The 12,521-nt window shown below is 67.9% G+C and carries 11 protein-coding genes; 10 read left to right on the top strand and 1 reads right to left on the bottom strand.

Translation table 11 applies throughout. From position 1 onward, the window contains the following. Positions 1–3 precede the first annotated feature (3 nt). The 6 genes from LJE61_RS14540 to LJE61_RS14565 all read left to right on the top strand — a co-directional run bounded on the left by LJE61_RS14540 (position 4) and on the right by LJE61_RS14565 (position 6,457). Positions 4–609, top strand: a complete 606-nt coding sequence (locus tag LJE61_RS14540; RefSeq protein WP_296912508.1) for a V-type ATP synthase subunit D — start codon at positions 4–6, stop codon at positions 607–609. Beyond that, complete coding sequence (locus tag LJE61_RS14545; RefSeq protein ID WP_296912505.1) at positions 606–2,411, top strand: V-type ATP synthase subunit I; 1,806 nt, start codon at positions 606–608, stop codon at positions 2,409–2,411. Before LJE61_RS14540 ends, LJE61_RS14545 begins: the two co-directional genes overlap by 4 nt. Beyond that, positions 2,408–2,854, top strand: coding sequence for an ATP synthase subunit C (locus LJE61_RS14550; protein WP_296912502.1), 447 nt, complete (start codon positions 2,408–2,410; stop codon positions 2,852–2,854). The genes LJE61_RS14545 and LJE61_RS14550 overlap by 4 nt, the downstream gene beginning before the upstream one ends. A gap of 7 nt (positions 2,855–2,861) precedes the next feature. Next, entirely contained in the window at positions 2,862–3,587 is a 726-nt protein-coding gene (locus LJE61_RS14555) for a hypothetical protein (protein WP_296912499.1), read from the top strand. Positions 3,588–3,603: 16 nt separating this feature from the next. Further along, complete coding sequence (locus LJE61_RS14560) at positions 3,604–4,314, top strand: DUF2764 family protein (protein ID WP_296912496.1); 711 nt, start codon at positions 3,604–3,606, stop codon at positions 4,312–4,314. A gap of 199 nt (positions 4,315–4,513) precedes the next feature. Beyond that, entirely contained in the window at positions 4,514–6,457 is a 1,944-nt protein-coding gene (locus tag LJE61_RS14565; RefSeq protein ID WP_296912493.1) for a V-type ATP synthase subunit A, read from the top strand. A gap of 130 nt (positions 6,458–6,587) precedes the next feature. Here LJE61_RS14565 and LJE61_RS14570 read toward each other — a convergent pair whose 3' ends face one another. After that, positions 6,588–7,022: a universal stress protein gene (locus tag LJE61_RS14570; RefSeq protein ID WP_296911671.1), complete on the bottom strand. Its 435-nt coding sequence runs from the start codon at positions 7,020–7,022 to the stop codon at positions 6,588–6,590. Between the two features lie 243 nt (positions 7,023–7,265). Between LJE61_RS14570 and LJE61_RS14575 the strand changes: the two genes are divergently transcribed. From LJE61_RS14575 to LJE61_RS14590, 4 genes are all read left to right on the top strand, one after another. Continuing rightward, positions 7,266–7,877 carry an HdeD family acid-resistance protein gene (locus LJE61_RS14575; RefSeq protein ID WP_296911673.1) on the top strand — a complete coding sequence of 204 codons (612 nt, stop codon included), beginning with the start codon at positions 7,266–7,268 and terminating at the stop codon, positions 7,875–7,877. Positions 7,878–8,176: 299 nt separating this feature from the next. After that, positions 8,177–9,109, top strand: coding sequence for a 2-dehydropantoate 2-reductase (locus LJE61_RS14580; protein ID WP_296918775.1), 933 nt, complete (start codon positions 8,177–8,179; stop codon positions 9,107–9,109). 84 nt (positions 9,110–9,193) lie between these two features. Then, positions 9,194–10,777, top strand: coding sequence for a lipase maturation factor family protein (locus LJE61_RS14585; protein ID WP_296918776.1), 1,584 nt, complete (start codon positions 9,194–9,196; stop codon positions 10,775–10,777). After that, entirely contained in the window at positions 10,774–12,006 is a 1,233-nt protein-coding gene (locus LJE61_RS14590; RefSeq protein WP_296918778.1) for a putative PEP-binding protein, read from the top strand. Before LJE61_RS14585 ends, LJE61_RS14590 begins: the two co-directional genes overlap by 4 nt. The last annotated feature ends 515 nt before the right edge of the window (positions 12,007–12,521 follow it).

Consider the following 12,521-nt stretch of genomic DNA (forward strand, 5'->3'; position numbering starts at 1 on the left):
AGGATGTCAGGCATCAGTCTCAGCAAGTCGTCGCTGGCGCAGCAAACCCGGGATCTTCAGACCTACGAGCGCTATCTCCCGTCGCTCGATCTCAAGCGCAGGCAGCTCATCGCGGAGCGCACCAGGGAGCTGACCGCCCGGCAGGAGACGCGCCGGCAGATCGATCTCTTGCGCGGGCGGGTCCGCAAGAGCCTCCCCATGCTCGCCAACCGGGAGATCGAGCTCGAGAATCTGGTCACCGTCCGCAGCGCGCGCGTGAACGAGGAGAACCTCCTGGGGACGCGCCTGCCGGTGCTCGCGGGGCTGGATCTGGTCCAGCGCGACTATGGGCTGCTGACCAAGCCCCATTGGGTCGATGCCCTGGTCGATGCCCTGTCCGAGACGCTGACACTTCGGGCGCGGCTCGCCGTGCAAGAGCGACGCCTGACGCTGCTCGATGAGGCCGTACGCAAGGTGACGCAGCGGGTCAACCTGTTCGAGAAGGTGCTGATCCCGCGGGCCCGTGGGCATATCAGGCGGATCCGCATCCATCTCTCCGACGCCGAGCGCGCCGCCGTCGTGCGCTCCAAGATCGCCAAGGGCAAACGGCTCAGGGAGTCCACGCCATGAGCATCCAGCCCCTCAATCGCCTGACCCTCGCCGGTCTCGCGAAGGACAAGGACGAGGTCCTCGAGCGGCTTCAGACACTGGGGTGTCTGCATCTGATCCCGCTGCGGCCCGCGCCACGCGAGCCGGAGAAGGAGCCAGCGGGGCGCGCCATCGAGGCCATGCAGGCGCTGCGTTACCTGCAGGACGCGCGCGACAAGCGGCGCCAGGTCCGCGACCCGGCGGGATTCGACCTCCCCGGGACGATCCGGGCCGTGCTCGAGAATCAGCAGCGCCTGCGCGACGTCAGCGACCGTCGCGACGCCCTGGTCGAACGCCTCGGCGAGCTCGAGCCGTGGGGCGATTTCAGCCTTCCGCCGCTGCGGGAGCTTGCCGGACGGAAGCTGTGGTTCTATATCGTGCCGCAACGCCAGATGGGGCAATTGGGGTCACTGGATCTCCCCTGGCAGGTGGTCCATCGTGACAACCGCCGCGCCTGGGTGGTGGTGATCCACCCCGAGGAGCCGACCCGCGGCGCCCTCCCGGTAGCGCGGACCCTCGCCGGGGCCGCCAGTCTCTCCGAGGTCCAGCGCCGTCTCGAGGCCGCCGAGCTGGAGTTGGAGGACGTCCACGCCGAGCGCTCGGCGCTGACCCGCTGGATCTTCCTGATCGCCAGCCATCTCGCCCGCGCCGAGGACCAGGCCCAGCTCCGTCACGCGCGGGCCCAGACACTCGACGAGGAGACGCTGTTCCTGGTGCAGGGCTGGGCCCCCGAGGACGCGGTCACCCCGCTGCAGGCACTGGCCGGGGAGCTGGGCCTCGCCCTGCTGTTGGAGCCGCCCGGACCCGGGGACACGCCGCCCACGCTGCTCGACAATCCGGCGCCCATCGCCGCCGGACAGGACCTGGTGGCCTTCTACCAGATGCCGGCCTACGACGCCTGGGATCCATCCCGGGTCCTGTTTTTTTCCTTCGCCGCCTTCTTCGCGATGATCCTGTCGGACGCCGGATATGCCGGACTCCTGGGCATCTTGCTCGCGGCCTATTGGCGCAAGCTGGGCAGCGGCGATCTCGGGCGCCGCCTGCGCATCCTCGCCGCCGCCCTGATCGGGACATCCCTGGTCTGGGGTATCCTGGTCGGCAGCTATTTCGGTTTCGCGCCCGCGCCGGACGGCCTGGCGGGGCGGCTGCAGCTTCTGGATATCAATGACTTCGAGACCATGATGCGGCTGTCGGTCGGGATCGGCGTCATCCACCTGATCCTCGCCAACAGCGAGATGGCGGCCGCTCAACGCGGTCGCGCCGCGGGCCGCGTGGCGATCGGCTGGATCGCCGTGATGCTGGGCGGATTCGGGCTGTGGATCGCACGCGATGCCGGCGCCGCACCCTGGGTGACGCTGACCGCCGAGGTGCTGATGGGCGGCGGATTGGCCGCGGTGCTGCTTCTCGGCAGCGATCGCCGGGTGGACGGCGTCAAGGCGCTCGCCCTGCGCGCGCTCGACGGACTGGGCAACCTGGCTCGGGTCACGCAGGTCTTCGGCGACGTCCTGTCCTATCTGAGGCTCTTCGCCCTCGGCCTCGCCTCCGCCTCGATGGCGATGACCTTCAACCGGCTGGCCCGCGACGTGGCCAGCGAGCTGCCTGGCCTGGGGCTGCTGCTCGCCATTCTGGTCCTCCTGGCGGGGCACGCCCTTAACCTGCTGCTCGCGTTGATGAGCGGCGTCGTCCACGGCCTGCGGCTGAATTTCATCGAGTTCTACAACTGGGCGCTGGCCGGCGAGGGCTACCCCTTCAAACCCTTCAAACGGACGGAGTTGCGCAGATGAACGAGTTTGTGATTGCGCTCGGCTGGGCCGGACTCTTCGCCCCCATGGCCCTGGGTGCGATCGGCAGCGTCATCGGCTGTGCGGTGGCCGGGCAGGCGGCGATCGGGGCCATGGTGGACACCGAATCCGGCTACGGACGTTACATCGGCGTGTCGGTGATGCCCTCCTCGCAGGTCATCTACGGGATCGTCATCATGTTCAGCCTGCAGCGTGAGGTCACGCCGCAGAGCGCCCCCGCACTCTTCGGGATCGGGCTCCTGGCGGGTCTCGCGCTGCTCTTCTCCGCCATGCGCCAGGGCCAGGCGTGCGCCTCGGCGATTCACGCCAGCAAGACCAAGCCAGAGATCTTCGGCCTGTCGCTCGCACCCGCGGCGATCGTGGAGGGTTTTGCGGTATTCGCCTTCGTCTTCGCGCTGGTGCTGGCCGGCGGGATCCCGGAGTGAGTCCAAGATGACCGACAGCCGCGACACCATAACCGGAGAGGAAAAGCGCGCGCTCAAGGGCCTGGCCTCCTCCGGCGTCGAGGCCCTGATCGAGCGCCTGCGCGACGAGGGTGTGCAGGCCGGCCAGGCCGAGGCGCAGCGGATCGAGGGGGAGGCGCGGCGCGAGGCCGCGCGCATCATCCGTGAGGCCGAGGCGCGTGCCACGGCCATCCGCGAGACCGCCCAGCAGGAGGCGGACGCGCTTAGACAGGGCGGTGAGGACGCGCTGCGTATCGCCATGCGCGACACCGTGCTGCGCCTGAAGGCCGAGCTCTCTGATCGCTTCGGCGACGAGGTGAAACGCCTGATCGCCGCCAAGCTGGAGCAGGAGGCGTTCCTCGAGCGGCTGATCCTGGAGGTGGCGGCCCGCGCCCGCGCCGAGGCCGGGGTCGACGCGGGGCAGGCGGTCGAGATCCAGCTGCCGAAGGCGCTGGTGAGTCCGGACGAGCTTCGGCGCAACCCGCTGGAGCTGCGCGAGGGCTCGCTGTCGCATTTCGTCCTCTCGCTGGCAGGCAATATCCTCGCCGCGGGCGTGACCTTCGGGGTCGCGTCCGGATCGGGCGACAAGGGGATCCGCCTCTCGCTGAAGGGCCAGGACGTCCATATCGACCTGACCGACGAGACGATCACGGCTACCCTGCTCGCACACCTGCAGCCGCGCTTTCGAGCGATCCTCGAAGGCATGGTGCGATAGACGAGGTGCGGGGACCATGGCGTACCCCGATCGCTACGCGATGCTCCTGAGCTCGCTGCCCTATCACGGCCCCCTCTTCGGCGCGAAGCAGACCCCCTTGTCGCGTATCCGCCTCAACCAGCGCCTGGCCCTGCTGGATCCGCTCGAGGCCGAGTGGCTGCGCGACGCCCGCAGACTGCTCGAGTGGGCGCAGCAGGAGCCGGAACACACCGACGCCGAGGCCATCATGCGGGCGAAGCGGCTGATCGACGGGATCGCAAGCCCCTTCATCCGGGATCTGGTGACCTGGCGCCTCGAGCTGCGCACCCTGGTGGCCGCCCTGCGGCGGCGGCACCGGGGCGAGCCCGCGCCGCGCGACCCGCGCTGGGGTTTCGGTCGCTGGCTGATCCGGATCAGTGGGCACTGGAACGAGCCCGACTTCGGTCTCGCGGGCGCCTTTCCCTGGCTGCCGGAAGCGAAGCGCCTGCTGGATCGCGGGGCCTCGGTGGAGCTCGAGCGCCTCCTGCTGGGTGCGGTCTGGAGCCACCTGGAGCGCGTGAGCGACGGCCACTACCTGGATTTCGAGGCCATCGTCATCTATGTCCTGCGCTGGGACATGATCGCGCGCTGGACCAAGTACGACGGCGAGGAGGCGGCGCAACGCTTTGACGGGCTGGTGGAGAAGGCGCTGTCGGCGGTTGAAGGTCTCCATCTCCCCGCCGTCGGTCCCCAGCCGGAACGAGCGTGAGGAGGCGCTGAACCGATCGGGGCCTCCCGCGGCAGACGGGATGGGGCCATGCTCAGCTGCGGAAGCGGCTGAAAAAAAGGAACGGCGAGACCGCGTTGTGCCGTTCCATGCCGATTGGTGGCAGGGATGGGCAAGAGATCAGCGTCCATCAGCAACGAGCGACCGACGGGCGGACGTCGGCGCCCCATTGGATCCAGTCATGGCAAGACACCCGACGCGAGACAGACATCGCCGCAAGCCGAAGGCCGAGGGCCGGCATCCAGAGGCAGGGGGGCTCCCCCAAGCACAGGGCCCCACCAAGCCCTCGGACGACGCCTCGACACCCGTGCCGCCGCCCGACCAGATCGACACTCTGGCGCGCGTGGTCTCGGTCCAGGAGAGTCTCGTCACAATCGAGGCCGGTCGGGAAAGAGGCGCGCGCCGGCCTCTGATGAAGAACGAGGTGGTCTTCATCCGGCCCCGGCGCATACCCGCAGACGGCCGGCAGGAGCAGCTCAAGGCCGAGGTCCTGCGGGTGCGCGGCGAGACCGCGGACATCCAGGTCTTCGAGGACACGAGGGGCGTCTCGATCGGCGATCCGGTCGAGCAGACCGGTGAGATGCTGTCGGTCCTGCTCGGCCCCGGTCTGCTCGGTCAGGTCTACGACGGGCTGCAGAGCCCACTGGACAAGGTCGCGCTCGACCATGGCATCTTCCTGCCGCGCGGCGTCGATGTCGAGCCGCTGGATCAGGAGCGCAAGTGGTCCTTCGTCCCGGCGGTGCAGCAAGGGGCGCGGCTGCGCGCCGGCAGCCTGCTCGGCACCGTGACCGAGGGCCGTTTCATGCACAAGATCATGGTGCCCTTCGACCAGACCGGCGACGTCGAGGTCACCTGGGTCCAAGACGGCACCGTCACCTGCAATACGCCGGTGGCGCGAATCCGCGACGGGCGGGGTCACGAGCGCTCGCTCGACCTCACCCGACGCTGGCCGGTGCGCCGCCCGCTCACCGAGCAGATGCTGCGTGAGCGCACTGCCGAGCGGCTCTATCCCCGGGAGCCCATGATCACCACCCTCCGGCTGATCGACACCTTCTTCCCGATCGCGCGAGGCGGAACCGCCTGCATCCCGGGGCCCTTCGGGGCCGGGAAGACCGTGCTGCAGCATCTGCTCGCGAAGCACTCCGCGGTCGACATCGTGATCATGGTCGCCTGCGGCGAGCGCGCCGGCGAGGTCGTCGAGACGATCAAGGAGTTTCCTCGGCTCACCGATCCGCGCACCGGCGGATCGCTGATGGACCGCACCGTCATCATCTGCAACACCTCGTCCATGCCGGTCGCCGCGCGCGAGGCGTCCATCTACACCGGCATCACCGTCGGCGAGTACTACCGCCAGATGGGTTACCAGGTCCTCCTCCTGGCTGACTCCACCTCGCGCTGGGCTCAGGCGATGCGCGAGACCTCGGGCCGACTGGAGGAGATCCCCGGCGAGGAGGCCTTCCCGGCCTACCTGGAGTCGGCGATCCGCAGTGTCTACGAGCGGGCGGGGCTGGTCCGCACCGGCGACGGGACCACCGGCAGCCTGACGATGATCGGCAGCGTCTCGCCGGCCGGCGGCAACTTCGAGGAGCCCGTGACCCAGGCCACGCTCGGCACCGTGAAAAGCTTCCTCGGCCTGTCCTACGACCGCGCCTACAAACGCTTCTACCCGGCGATCGACCCACTGATCTCCTGGTCGCGCTACCTCGATCAGCTGGCACCCTGGTACGCCCACCACCTTGATCCCGCCTGGACCGATCGGGTGACCGCGCTGAAGGACCTCCTGGTGCGCGGCGACGGCGTCCAGCAGATGATGCAGGTCACCGGCGAGGAAGGCATCACCACCGAGGACTATGTCGTCTGGCTCAAGGCCAGCTTCCTCGACATGGTCTTCCTCCAGCAGGACGCCTTCGACCCCGTCGACGCATCCGTCCCCATGGAGCGGCAACGGTTCAGCCTGGACCGCCTCTGGGGGATCATCGAGCAGGATCGCGACTTCCCGGACAAGGCCGCCGCGCGCCACTATTTCAACAAGCTCACCGGGCTGTTCAAGAACTTCAATTACGCTGCCCCGGACTCGCCCGACTACGCGCGCCTGCTCGGCGAGATCGATGCGGTGTCCGCATGAGGCTTGAACGGCCGCGGCAGGATCCAGGGCGCAGCGCGCCGACCTCGGCACGCGTAACCGCCCGGGGGGCGGGCTCGGCCACGGCCCCGACATCAGGCCCCGGTGCCCGATTCCCGGGCCCCGGCCCGGATCAGGTGACGAGGGTGACGGGGCGATGTGCGTTGCGCAGCACCGCGTCGGAGACGCTGCCGATGAAGAGCTTCCGCACCTGGCCGAGACCGCGGCGGCCCATGACGATCAAGGCATCGGTGGCTTCCGCTGCCGCGACGATCTCCTCGCGCGGCTCGCCCCAGACGCTCTTCTCCTCGACCTCCAGTCCCTCGGTATTCATGGCCGCGCGCGCCTTGGCGAAGGCGGCGACCGCCGAATCGTGGCTGATCGACTCGACGCGCTCGCGCGGCAGATGGGCCATCCCCATGATCTCGTTGCTGGTGGGCGAATAGACATGGAGGAGCTGGAGGGGGGAGTTCGTCGCGCGTGCCAGATCCGCACCGAAGGTCGCCGCGCGAGCGGAGCTTTCGGACCCGTCCACCGGGACGATGATGAGGTTGTAGTGTGAAACCATGATGGTCGATCTCCTGCGAGGGAATGGATTGATTCCCGCCTTATCCTACAGGCTCTCGACCGGCGCGAGACGCCTCGGCTTCGGAAGGCGGTACCATAAGGGTCGCGGCTATCATGATGACATTGCGTCGTCATGTCATGACCGGCTCGACCCGCGTATGCTTGGCACTGCGGCAGCGGCGGTTTCGATCACCGCGCAGCCCGTCTGCAATGAGAGACCCTACACATCCAGAGGAGAACAAGCATGCCAAACGACCTGGAGACCCTTACTCCGTCCGCACCACATCCGCTGTTCGGCGAGCTCAGCAGGAACTGGGGGTGGCTGCTCGCCTTCGGCGTCCTCTCCATCATCCTCGGGACCATCGGCCTGGGGATGACCTTCGGCCTGACGCTGGCCAGCGTCCTGTTCTTTGGCGTCCTCCTCGTCGTCGGCGGCACCTTTCAGCTGGTCGAGGCCTTCAAGTGCAGGGGTTGGAAGGGCATTCTCTGGCATGCCCTGATCGCGCTCCTGTACGTCGCAGCCGGGCTGCTGATCGCTGTCAACCCGGTTCTCGCCTCCGCAACCCTGACGCTCGCGCTGGCGGGCGTCCTCATCGCCGTGGGGCTCACTCGGGTCATCCTCGCCATTCAGCACCGGGCTCAGACGGGGTGGGTCTGGCTGCTGCTCGCGGGTCTGATCTCGATTGCACTGGGTGCCATGATCATCGCCAAATGGCCCGCATCCGGCCTCTGGGTGATCGGGTTGTTCGTCGCGATCGAATTGATCTTCAACGGCTGGTCCTATCTGTTCGTCGCGCTGGCTGCGCGGCGCGCCGGCAAGCTCGAGCGCGAGGACACCTCCGGGATCGCGGCCTGAGCTCGCAGACCGGACAGCGCAGAGCGATTCGAGCCGCGCCGACGCGAAGGGCCTGCGGGCCCCTCGTGACCTTCGCGTCCTCGGACACAGCGACTCCGGGCACACTGGGAGGCGCCTGTGCCTGCCCGATGGCGTCGGCGCGGTTTCCGCCGCCACGCGCCTGGGCAGGGCCGGACGGTCCGCTGCCACTCGCAGCGCCTCCGCGTCCCCGTCGCTGCCGAACAGAAGATGGCAGCCTCCTCGCATCGCATCAAGCGTGAGGGGTACGCACGCACACCCCACGAACCCTGCAAGCAACCATGACGTCTGAAAGGTTGAGCTTCACCATCCTCGGCACGGGGGCCTTGGGCGGGTTCTACGGATCACGGCTGATGCAGGGCGGATCCGCTGTCCGATTCATCGCGCGCAGCGACGTCGGTCACATCCGTCGCCACGGGCTGCTGGTCGACTCCCCGCTTGGGTCCCGGCATCATTTTCCGGTCGAGGTCTATCACGCCTCGGATCGGATTCCCGCGAGCGACGTCGTGTGTGTCGCCCTGAAGACGACGGAGAATCACCGCCTCGCGGAGCTGCTGCGACCCTTGATCCGTGATGGGACCCTCGTCCTCAACCTCCAGAACGGTCTGACGATGGACGAGGAGTTGGGCGAGACGTTCCCAGAGGCACGGATCATCGGCGGCGTCTGTTTCCTTTGCTCGAACAAGGTCGGCCCAGGACACATCGTCCATCTGGACTATGGGTCGGTCGGCCTCGCCCCGCTCGATGAACGTGACCGGCCCCACCTCGCCCGCCTGATGCAGGCCTTCTGCGCGGGTGGGATCGAGGTCGAGGCGCTGCCTTCGCTGTCCCACGCCCGCTGGCGCAAGCTGGCCTGGAACATCCCATTCAACGGCCTGTCGGTGGTGCTCGGCGCCGACACGGACGTGCTGATGGCCGATCCGGATTCCAGACGACTCGCGGAACGGCTCATCGACGAGGTCGCTCAAGGCTCGGAGGCCTGCGGCTGCCCCTTCGAGGACGGCTTCGTGCCCCACCTCATCGGGCTCACGGAGAAGATGACACCCTACGCACCGAGCATGCGCCTGGACTATCTCGCCAGACGCGAGCTGGAGATCGAGTACATCTACCGCCGTCCGCTTCGCGAGGCGGCCGGACGGGGCCTGCACCTCCCGGCGATCGAAACCCTCGCCGACCAGCTGAGCTTTCTCGACCGTCGGAATCGCGGCGGTTGATCCGGCCAGGACTCACGGGCCGGCGGTCCCGAGGATCCCCTCGGCCCATTGACCGACAGGATGTGCTTGGCCAATCTGTGCCACATGAACGCAGCCGCGACTGACCGTCCAAGCCGCGCGGCCCTCGCCGGCAGGGTCGCGCGCGGCCTGCTCGCGCAACTGATGAGCGCAGCGGACGGCTATCGACTGGTTGCCTGGGTATTCGTGCGCCTGCTCGCCCTGGTCTATCTCGCTGCCTTCACCTCGCTTGCGGTTCAGATCGAGGCCCTGGCCGGCAGTCAGGGGATCTATCCGATCGCCGAGCAGCTGGCCTCGGCGGCCGAGGCCCACGGTGATCTGCGCCATCTACTCTATCCATCCCTGTTCTGGCTGGCATCGGGGGACGCCGCGCTGCTCGCAGCGGGCTGGGGCGGCGCGGTCCTCGCGCTCCTGCTGTTGATGGCTCCCTGGCTACCATGGAGGCACATCGAGCTCCCGGTCCTGATCCTGCTTTACCTGCTCTATCTCTCCCTTTACCACGCGGGCCAGTTCTTCACCAATTTCCAGTGGGACTACCTACTCCTGGAGACAGGCTTCCTCGCTATCCTGCTGCCCGGCGGGTCGCGTCTCGTGGTGTGGCTCTTCCGCTGGCTGCTGTTTCGTTTGCGGTTCGAATCCGGACTCTCCAAGATCCTCAGCGGGGATGCGGGCTGGCGCGATCTCACGGCGCTCGAGACCTACTTTGAAACCCAGCCGCTGCCACATGTCGGCTCCTGGTACGCCAACCAGCTCCCCGACTGGCTCTTGCGTCTGGGCACCGGGGGAACCCTGGTGGTCGAGCTGGTCGTGCCTTTCTTCATCTTCCTGCCACGTCCCTGGCGCCTCGTCGCCGCCTGGGTGACCATCCTCTGGCAGGTCCTCATCATCCTGACCAGCAATCACAACTTCTTCAACCTCTTGACGATCGTCCTCTGCCTCTTCCTGCTCGACGATCAGGCGATCGCACGAGTCGTCCCCAAGCCTTGGCAGCGGCGGGCCTTCAGCGGTCCGCTGCTGCCGCAGCGGCCACGACGGTGGATGGCGGCGACGGTCCTGAGCCTTGCGCTGGTCCTGATCCCGGCAAGCCTGATCGCGGGCGCCGAGCTGGTCACCGCTCGGGCGGTCGGACCCATGAGCGGCTGGGTCAGGGGGCTCAACGGTTTCCGCGTGGCCAACCGCTATCACGTCTTCCCCACCGTCGAGCGGGAGCGGATCGAGCTACAGATCGAGGCCAGTGCCGACGGCCGGCACTGGCAGGCCCTGGACTTCCGCTATCGCCCCGACGACCCGTCACAGGCCCCGCGTTTCGTGGTACCGCATCAGCCGCGCGTGGATTGGATGCTCTGGTTCACACCCATGAGTCCGCTCTTTCTCGACTGGCTCGATCGCTTTCTCAACCGGCTGCTGGAGGCCTCGCCCAGCGTCACTGGTCTGCTCGAGCATCCGCCGACGGGCGCGGAGCGCCCTCGCCTCCTGCGGGTCCTGGTCTATCGCTACCGATTCAGCACCCGGCGGGAGCGCTCGGCGAGCGGCCGCTGGTGGCAGCGCGAGGCGTTGGGGCCCTTCTATCCACTCCCGGTCACCGGCTCGCGACCCGATGGGCACTGGGACGCCGCGAACCCGGCACCGGGCAATTCACCACGACCATGACGCGGCTTCGAGCGACACCCTACGCCCCCGGCCACGCCCGGGGTATCCTGCGCAGCGGCAGCGGCGACGGGATTCGACTGGTCCGACAGCCGGAGGTCTGCGGGCTGTCGCGGGCGGAGGAAGGCTTAATCGTCATCGAGGGGGCGCCCTTCTCGCATGACATGATCAGGCTGATCGGTTTGGGTATCCCGGTCGTCATGGTGAGTCAGGCCCAGGCCGATCGGCTCCCCATCGGCGGCGACATCTGGATCGACGGCACGAGCGGCCTGATTCGCTGTCCTCCCCCGAGCCACCCGGAGGCACCTCCACGCGAGCCCCTCCAGAAGCCGGTCTGCACGGCGGACGGCCAACCGCTCGAGCTCCGTGCATCAGTACACGACACAGAGGGGGCCCGCTCGGCCCGGGCGAACGGGGCGGGATCGATCGGTCTGGTCCATTCCGAATATCTGAATCCGGCGGACGGCTCCTGCCCGGACGTGGATTTCTACGCCGAGACCTTCGCCGAGCTGTGCGATGCAGCGCGCCCGCTGGAGGTGACGCTCCGCCTCCTGGACATCGCGCCGACCAAGTGTCCGCCCTGGCTGCACCCCAGACTCGTCCCTGTCAGCCCGATCGGGCTGCAGGGCGCGCGCCTCTACCGCGAGCCCTCGGTCAGACGGGTGGTCGAGGCGCAGTTGGCCGCCGTGGACCGTCTCGCGGACCGTTATCCGCTGCGCCTGCTGGTCCCCTACCTGACCGCGCCCGGGGAGATGATCCAGTGGCGCAGCGAGATCCAATCGCGTCTCTCCCGGCCGATCCCGGTTGGGGCCATGGTCGAGACGCCGGCACTGGCGCTGGACCTCGCCAGGCTGCTCGACTCGGCGGACTTCGTGGCGATCGGACTGAACGATCTCATGCAATGCCTCTTCGCCGCCGATCGCGACCAGCCTGCGCTCAGCGGCTATCTCGATCCCCACGCACCGGTCCTCTACCGGTTCCTGCATGACGTCGCGCTGTCGGCTGGGGTGCGACTCTCAGATATCCAGCTGTGCGGGATCCTCCCCTGGCTGCCGGGTATCCTGCCGATCCTCCTGGGCTTGGGTTTTCGCGTCTTCTCGCTCGATCCGCATCTGTTACCCGAGCTGGCGCGGCGGGCGCGTGCGGTTCGTCTGACCGAGGCCCGGGACCTGGCAGCTCGGGTCCGCCGCGCGGGGGATTCGGCAGCGGTGCGCGCGATGCTCTTCGCCTAGCTGGCTGTCGGACTTCGCTTTGCTGCGCGTCGCCGCACGAAAATTGAAGCTCTCACTGAGCTTGAGCTCTCCAGATTTTCGGAGGACGACCCGAATCGGTCACGTCGTGTTCAAGCCTGCTGGTTTGAAGCGAAAGCTCGACGGGCTGCCAGGGGGAAAACGCTGATGTGAAGCGTTTCCCGTCCGGGCCACCCATGGCCCGGCATCGTCAAGCGCCCCAAGCGCCTGAAAACGAAGCGACGCGGAAATCGGGTGTTGAGGTGGCGTGCCGATTCCGGCCCAGGATGGCCTATCATCCTAGAAACGGCAGTTGGACGGCCCTCGGGGTGCGTCCCGCGCGGTGTCCGGCAAGGCACAACGAGGCGGAATAGTCCACCTATTCCAACGAGTTGTAACGCCGCCGGGCGCCGCGCGGGGCGTGCACCGGGGGTCGTAGCGGGCTTCACCCGGAAGGTGAATTGGCACGCAGTGCGAAATGCTGGGCAACCCAATCAGTTGCATGACTTACAAAGCGG

Source organism: Thiocapsa sp. (genome assembly GCF_022340925.1).
Taxonomy (GTDB): Bacteria; Pseudomonadota; Gammaproteobacteria; order Chromatiales; family Chromatiaceae; genus Thiocapsa.

Bases quoted from the DNA above. Each gene is read 5' to 3' on its own strand.
- LJE61_RS14540 (WP_296912508.1), top strand. From the start codon at position 4: ATGTCAGGCATCAGTCTCAGCAAGTCGTCGCTGGCGCAGCAAACCCGG.
- LJE61_RS14545 (WP_296912505.1), top strand. From the start codon at position 606: ATGAGCATCCAGCCCCTCAATCGCCTGACCCTCGCCGGTCTCGCGAAG.
- LJE61_RS14550 (WP_296912502.1), top strand. From the start codon at position 2,408: ATGAACGAGTTTGTGATTGCGCTCGGCTGGGCCGGACTCTTCGCCCCC.
- LJE61_RS14555 (WP_296912499.1), top strand. From the start codon at position 2,862: ATGACCGACAGCCGCGACACCATAACCGGAGAGGAAAAGCGCGCGCTC.
- LJE61_RS14560 (WP_296912496.1), top strand. From the start codon at position 3,604: ATGGCGTACCCCGATCGCTACGCGATGCTCCTGAGCTCGCTGCCCTAT.
- LJE61_RS14565 (WP_296912493.1), top strand. From the start codon at position 4,514: ATGGCAAGACACCCGACGCGAGACAGACATCGCCGCAAGCCGAAGGCC.
- LJE61_RS14570 (WP_296911671.1), bottom strand. From the start codon at position 7,022: ATGGTTTCACACTACAACCTCATCATCGTCCCGGTGGACGGGTCCGAA.
- LJE61_RS14575 (WP_296911673.1), top strand. From the start codon at position 7,266: ATGCCAAACGACCTGGAGACCCTTACTCCGTCCGCACCACATCCGCTG.
- LJE61_RS14580 (WP_296918775.1), top strand. From the start codon at position 8,177: ATGACGTCTGAAAGGTTGAGCTTCACCATCCTCGGCACGGGGGCCTTG.
- LJE61_RS14585 (WP_296918776.1), top strand. From the start codon at position 9,194: ATGAACGCAGCCGCGACTGACCGTCCAAGCCGCGCGGCCCTCGCCGGC.
- LJE61_RS14590 (WP_296918778.1), top strand. From the start codon at position 10,774: ATGACGCGGCTTCGAGCGACACCCTACGCCCCCGGCCACGCCCGGGGT.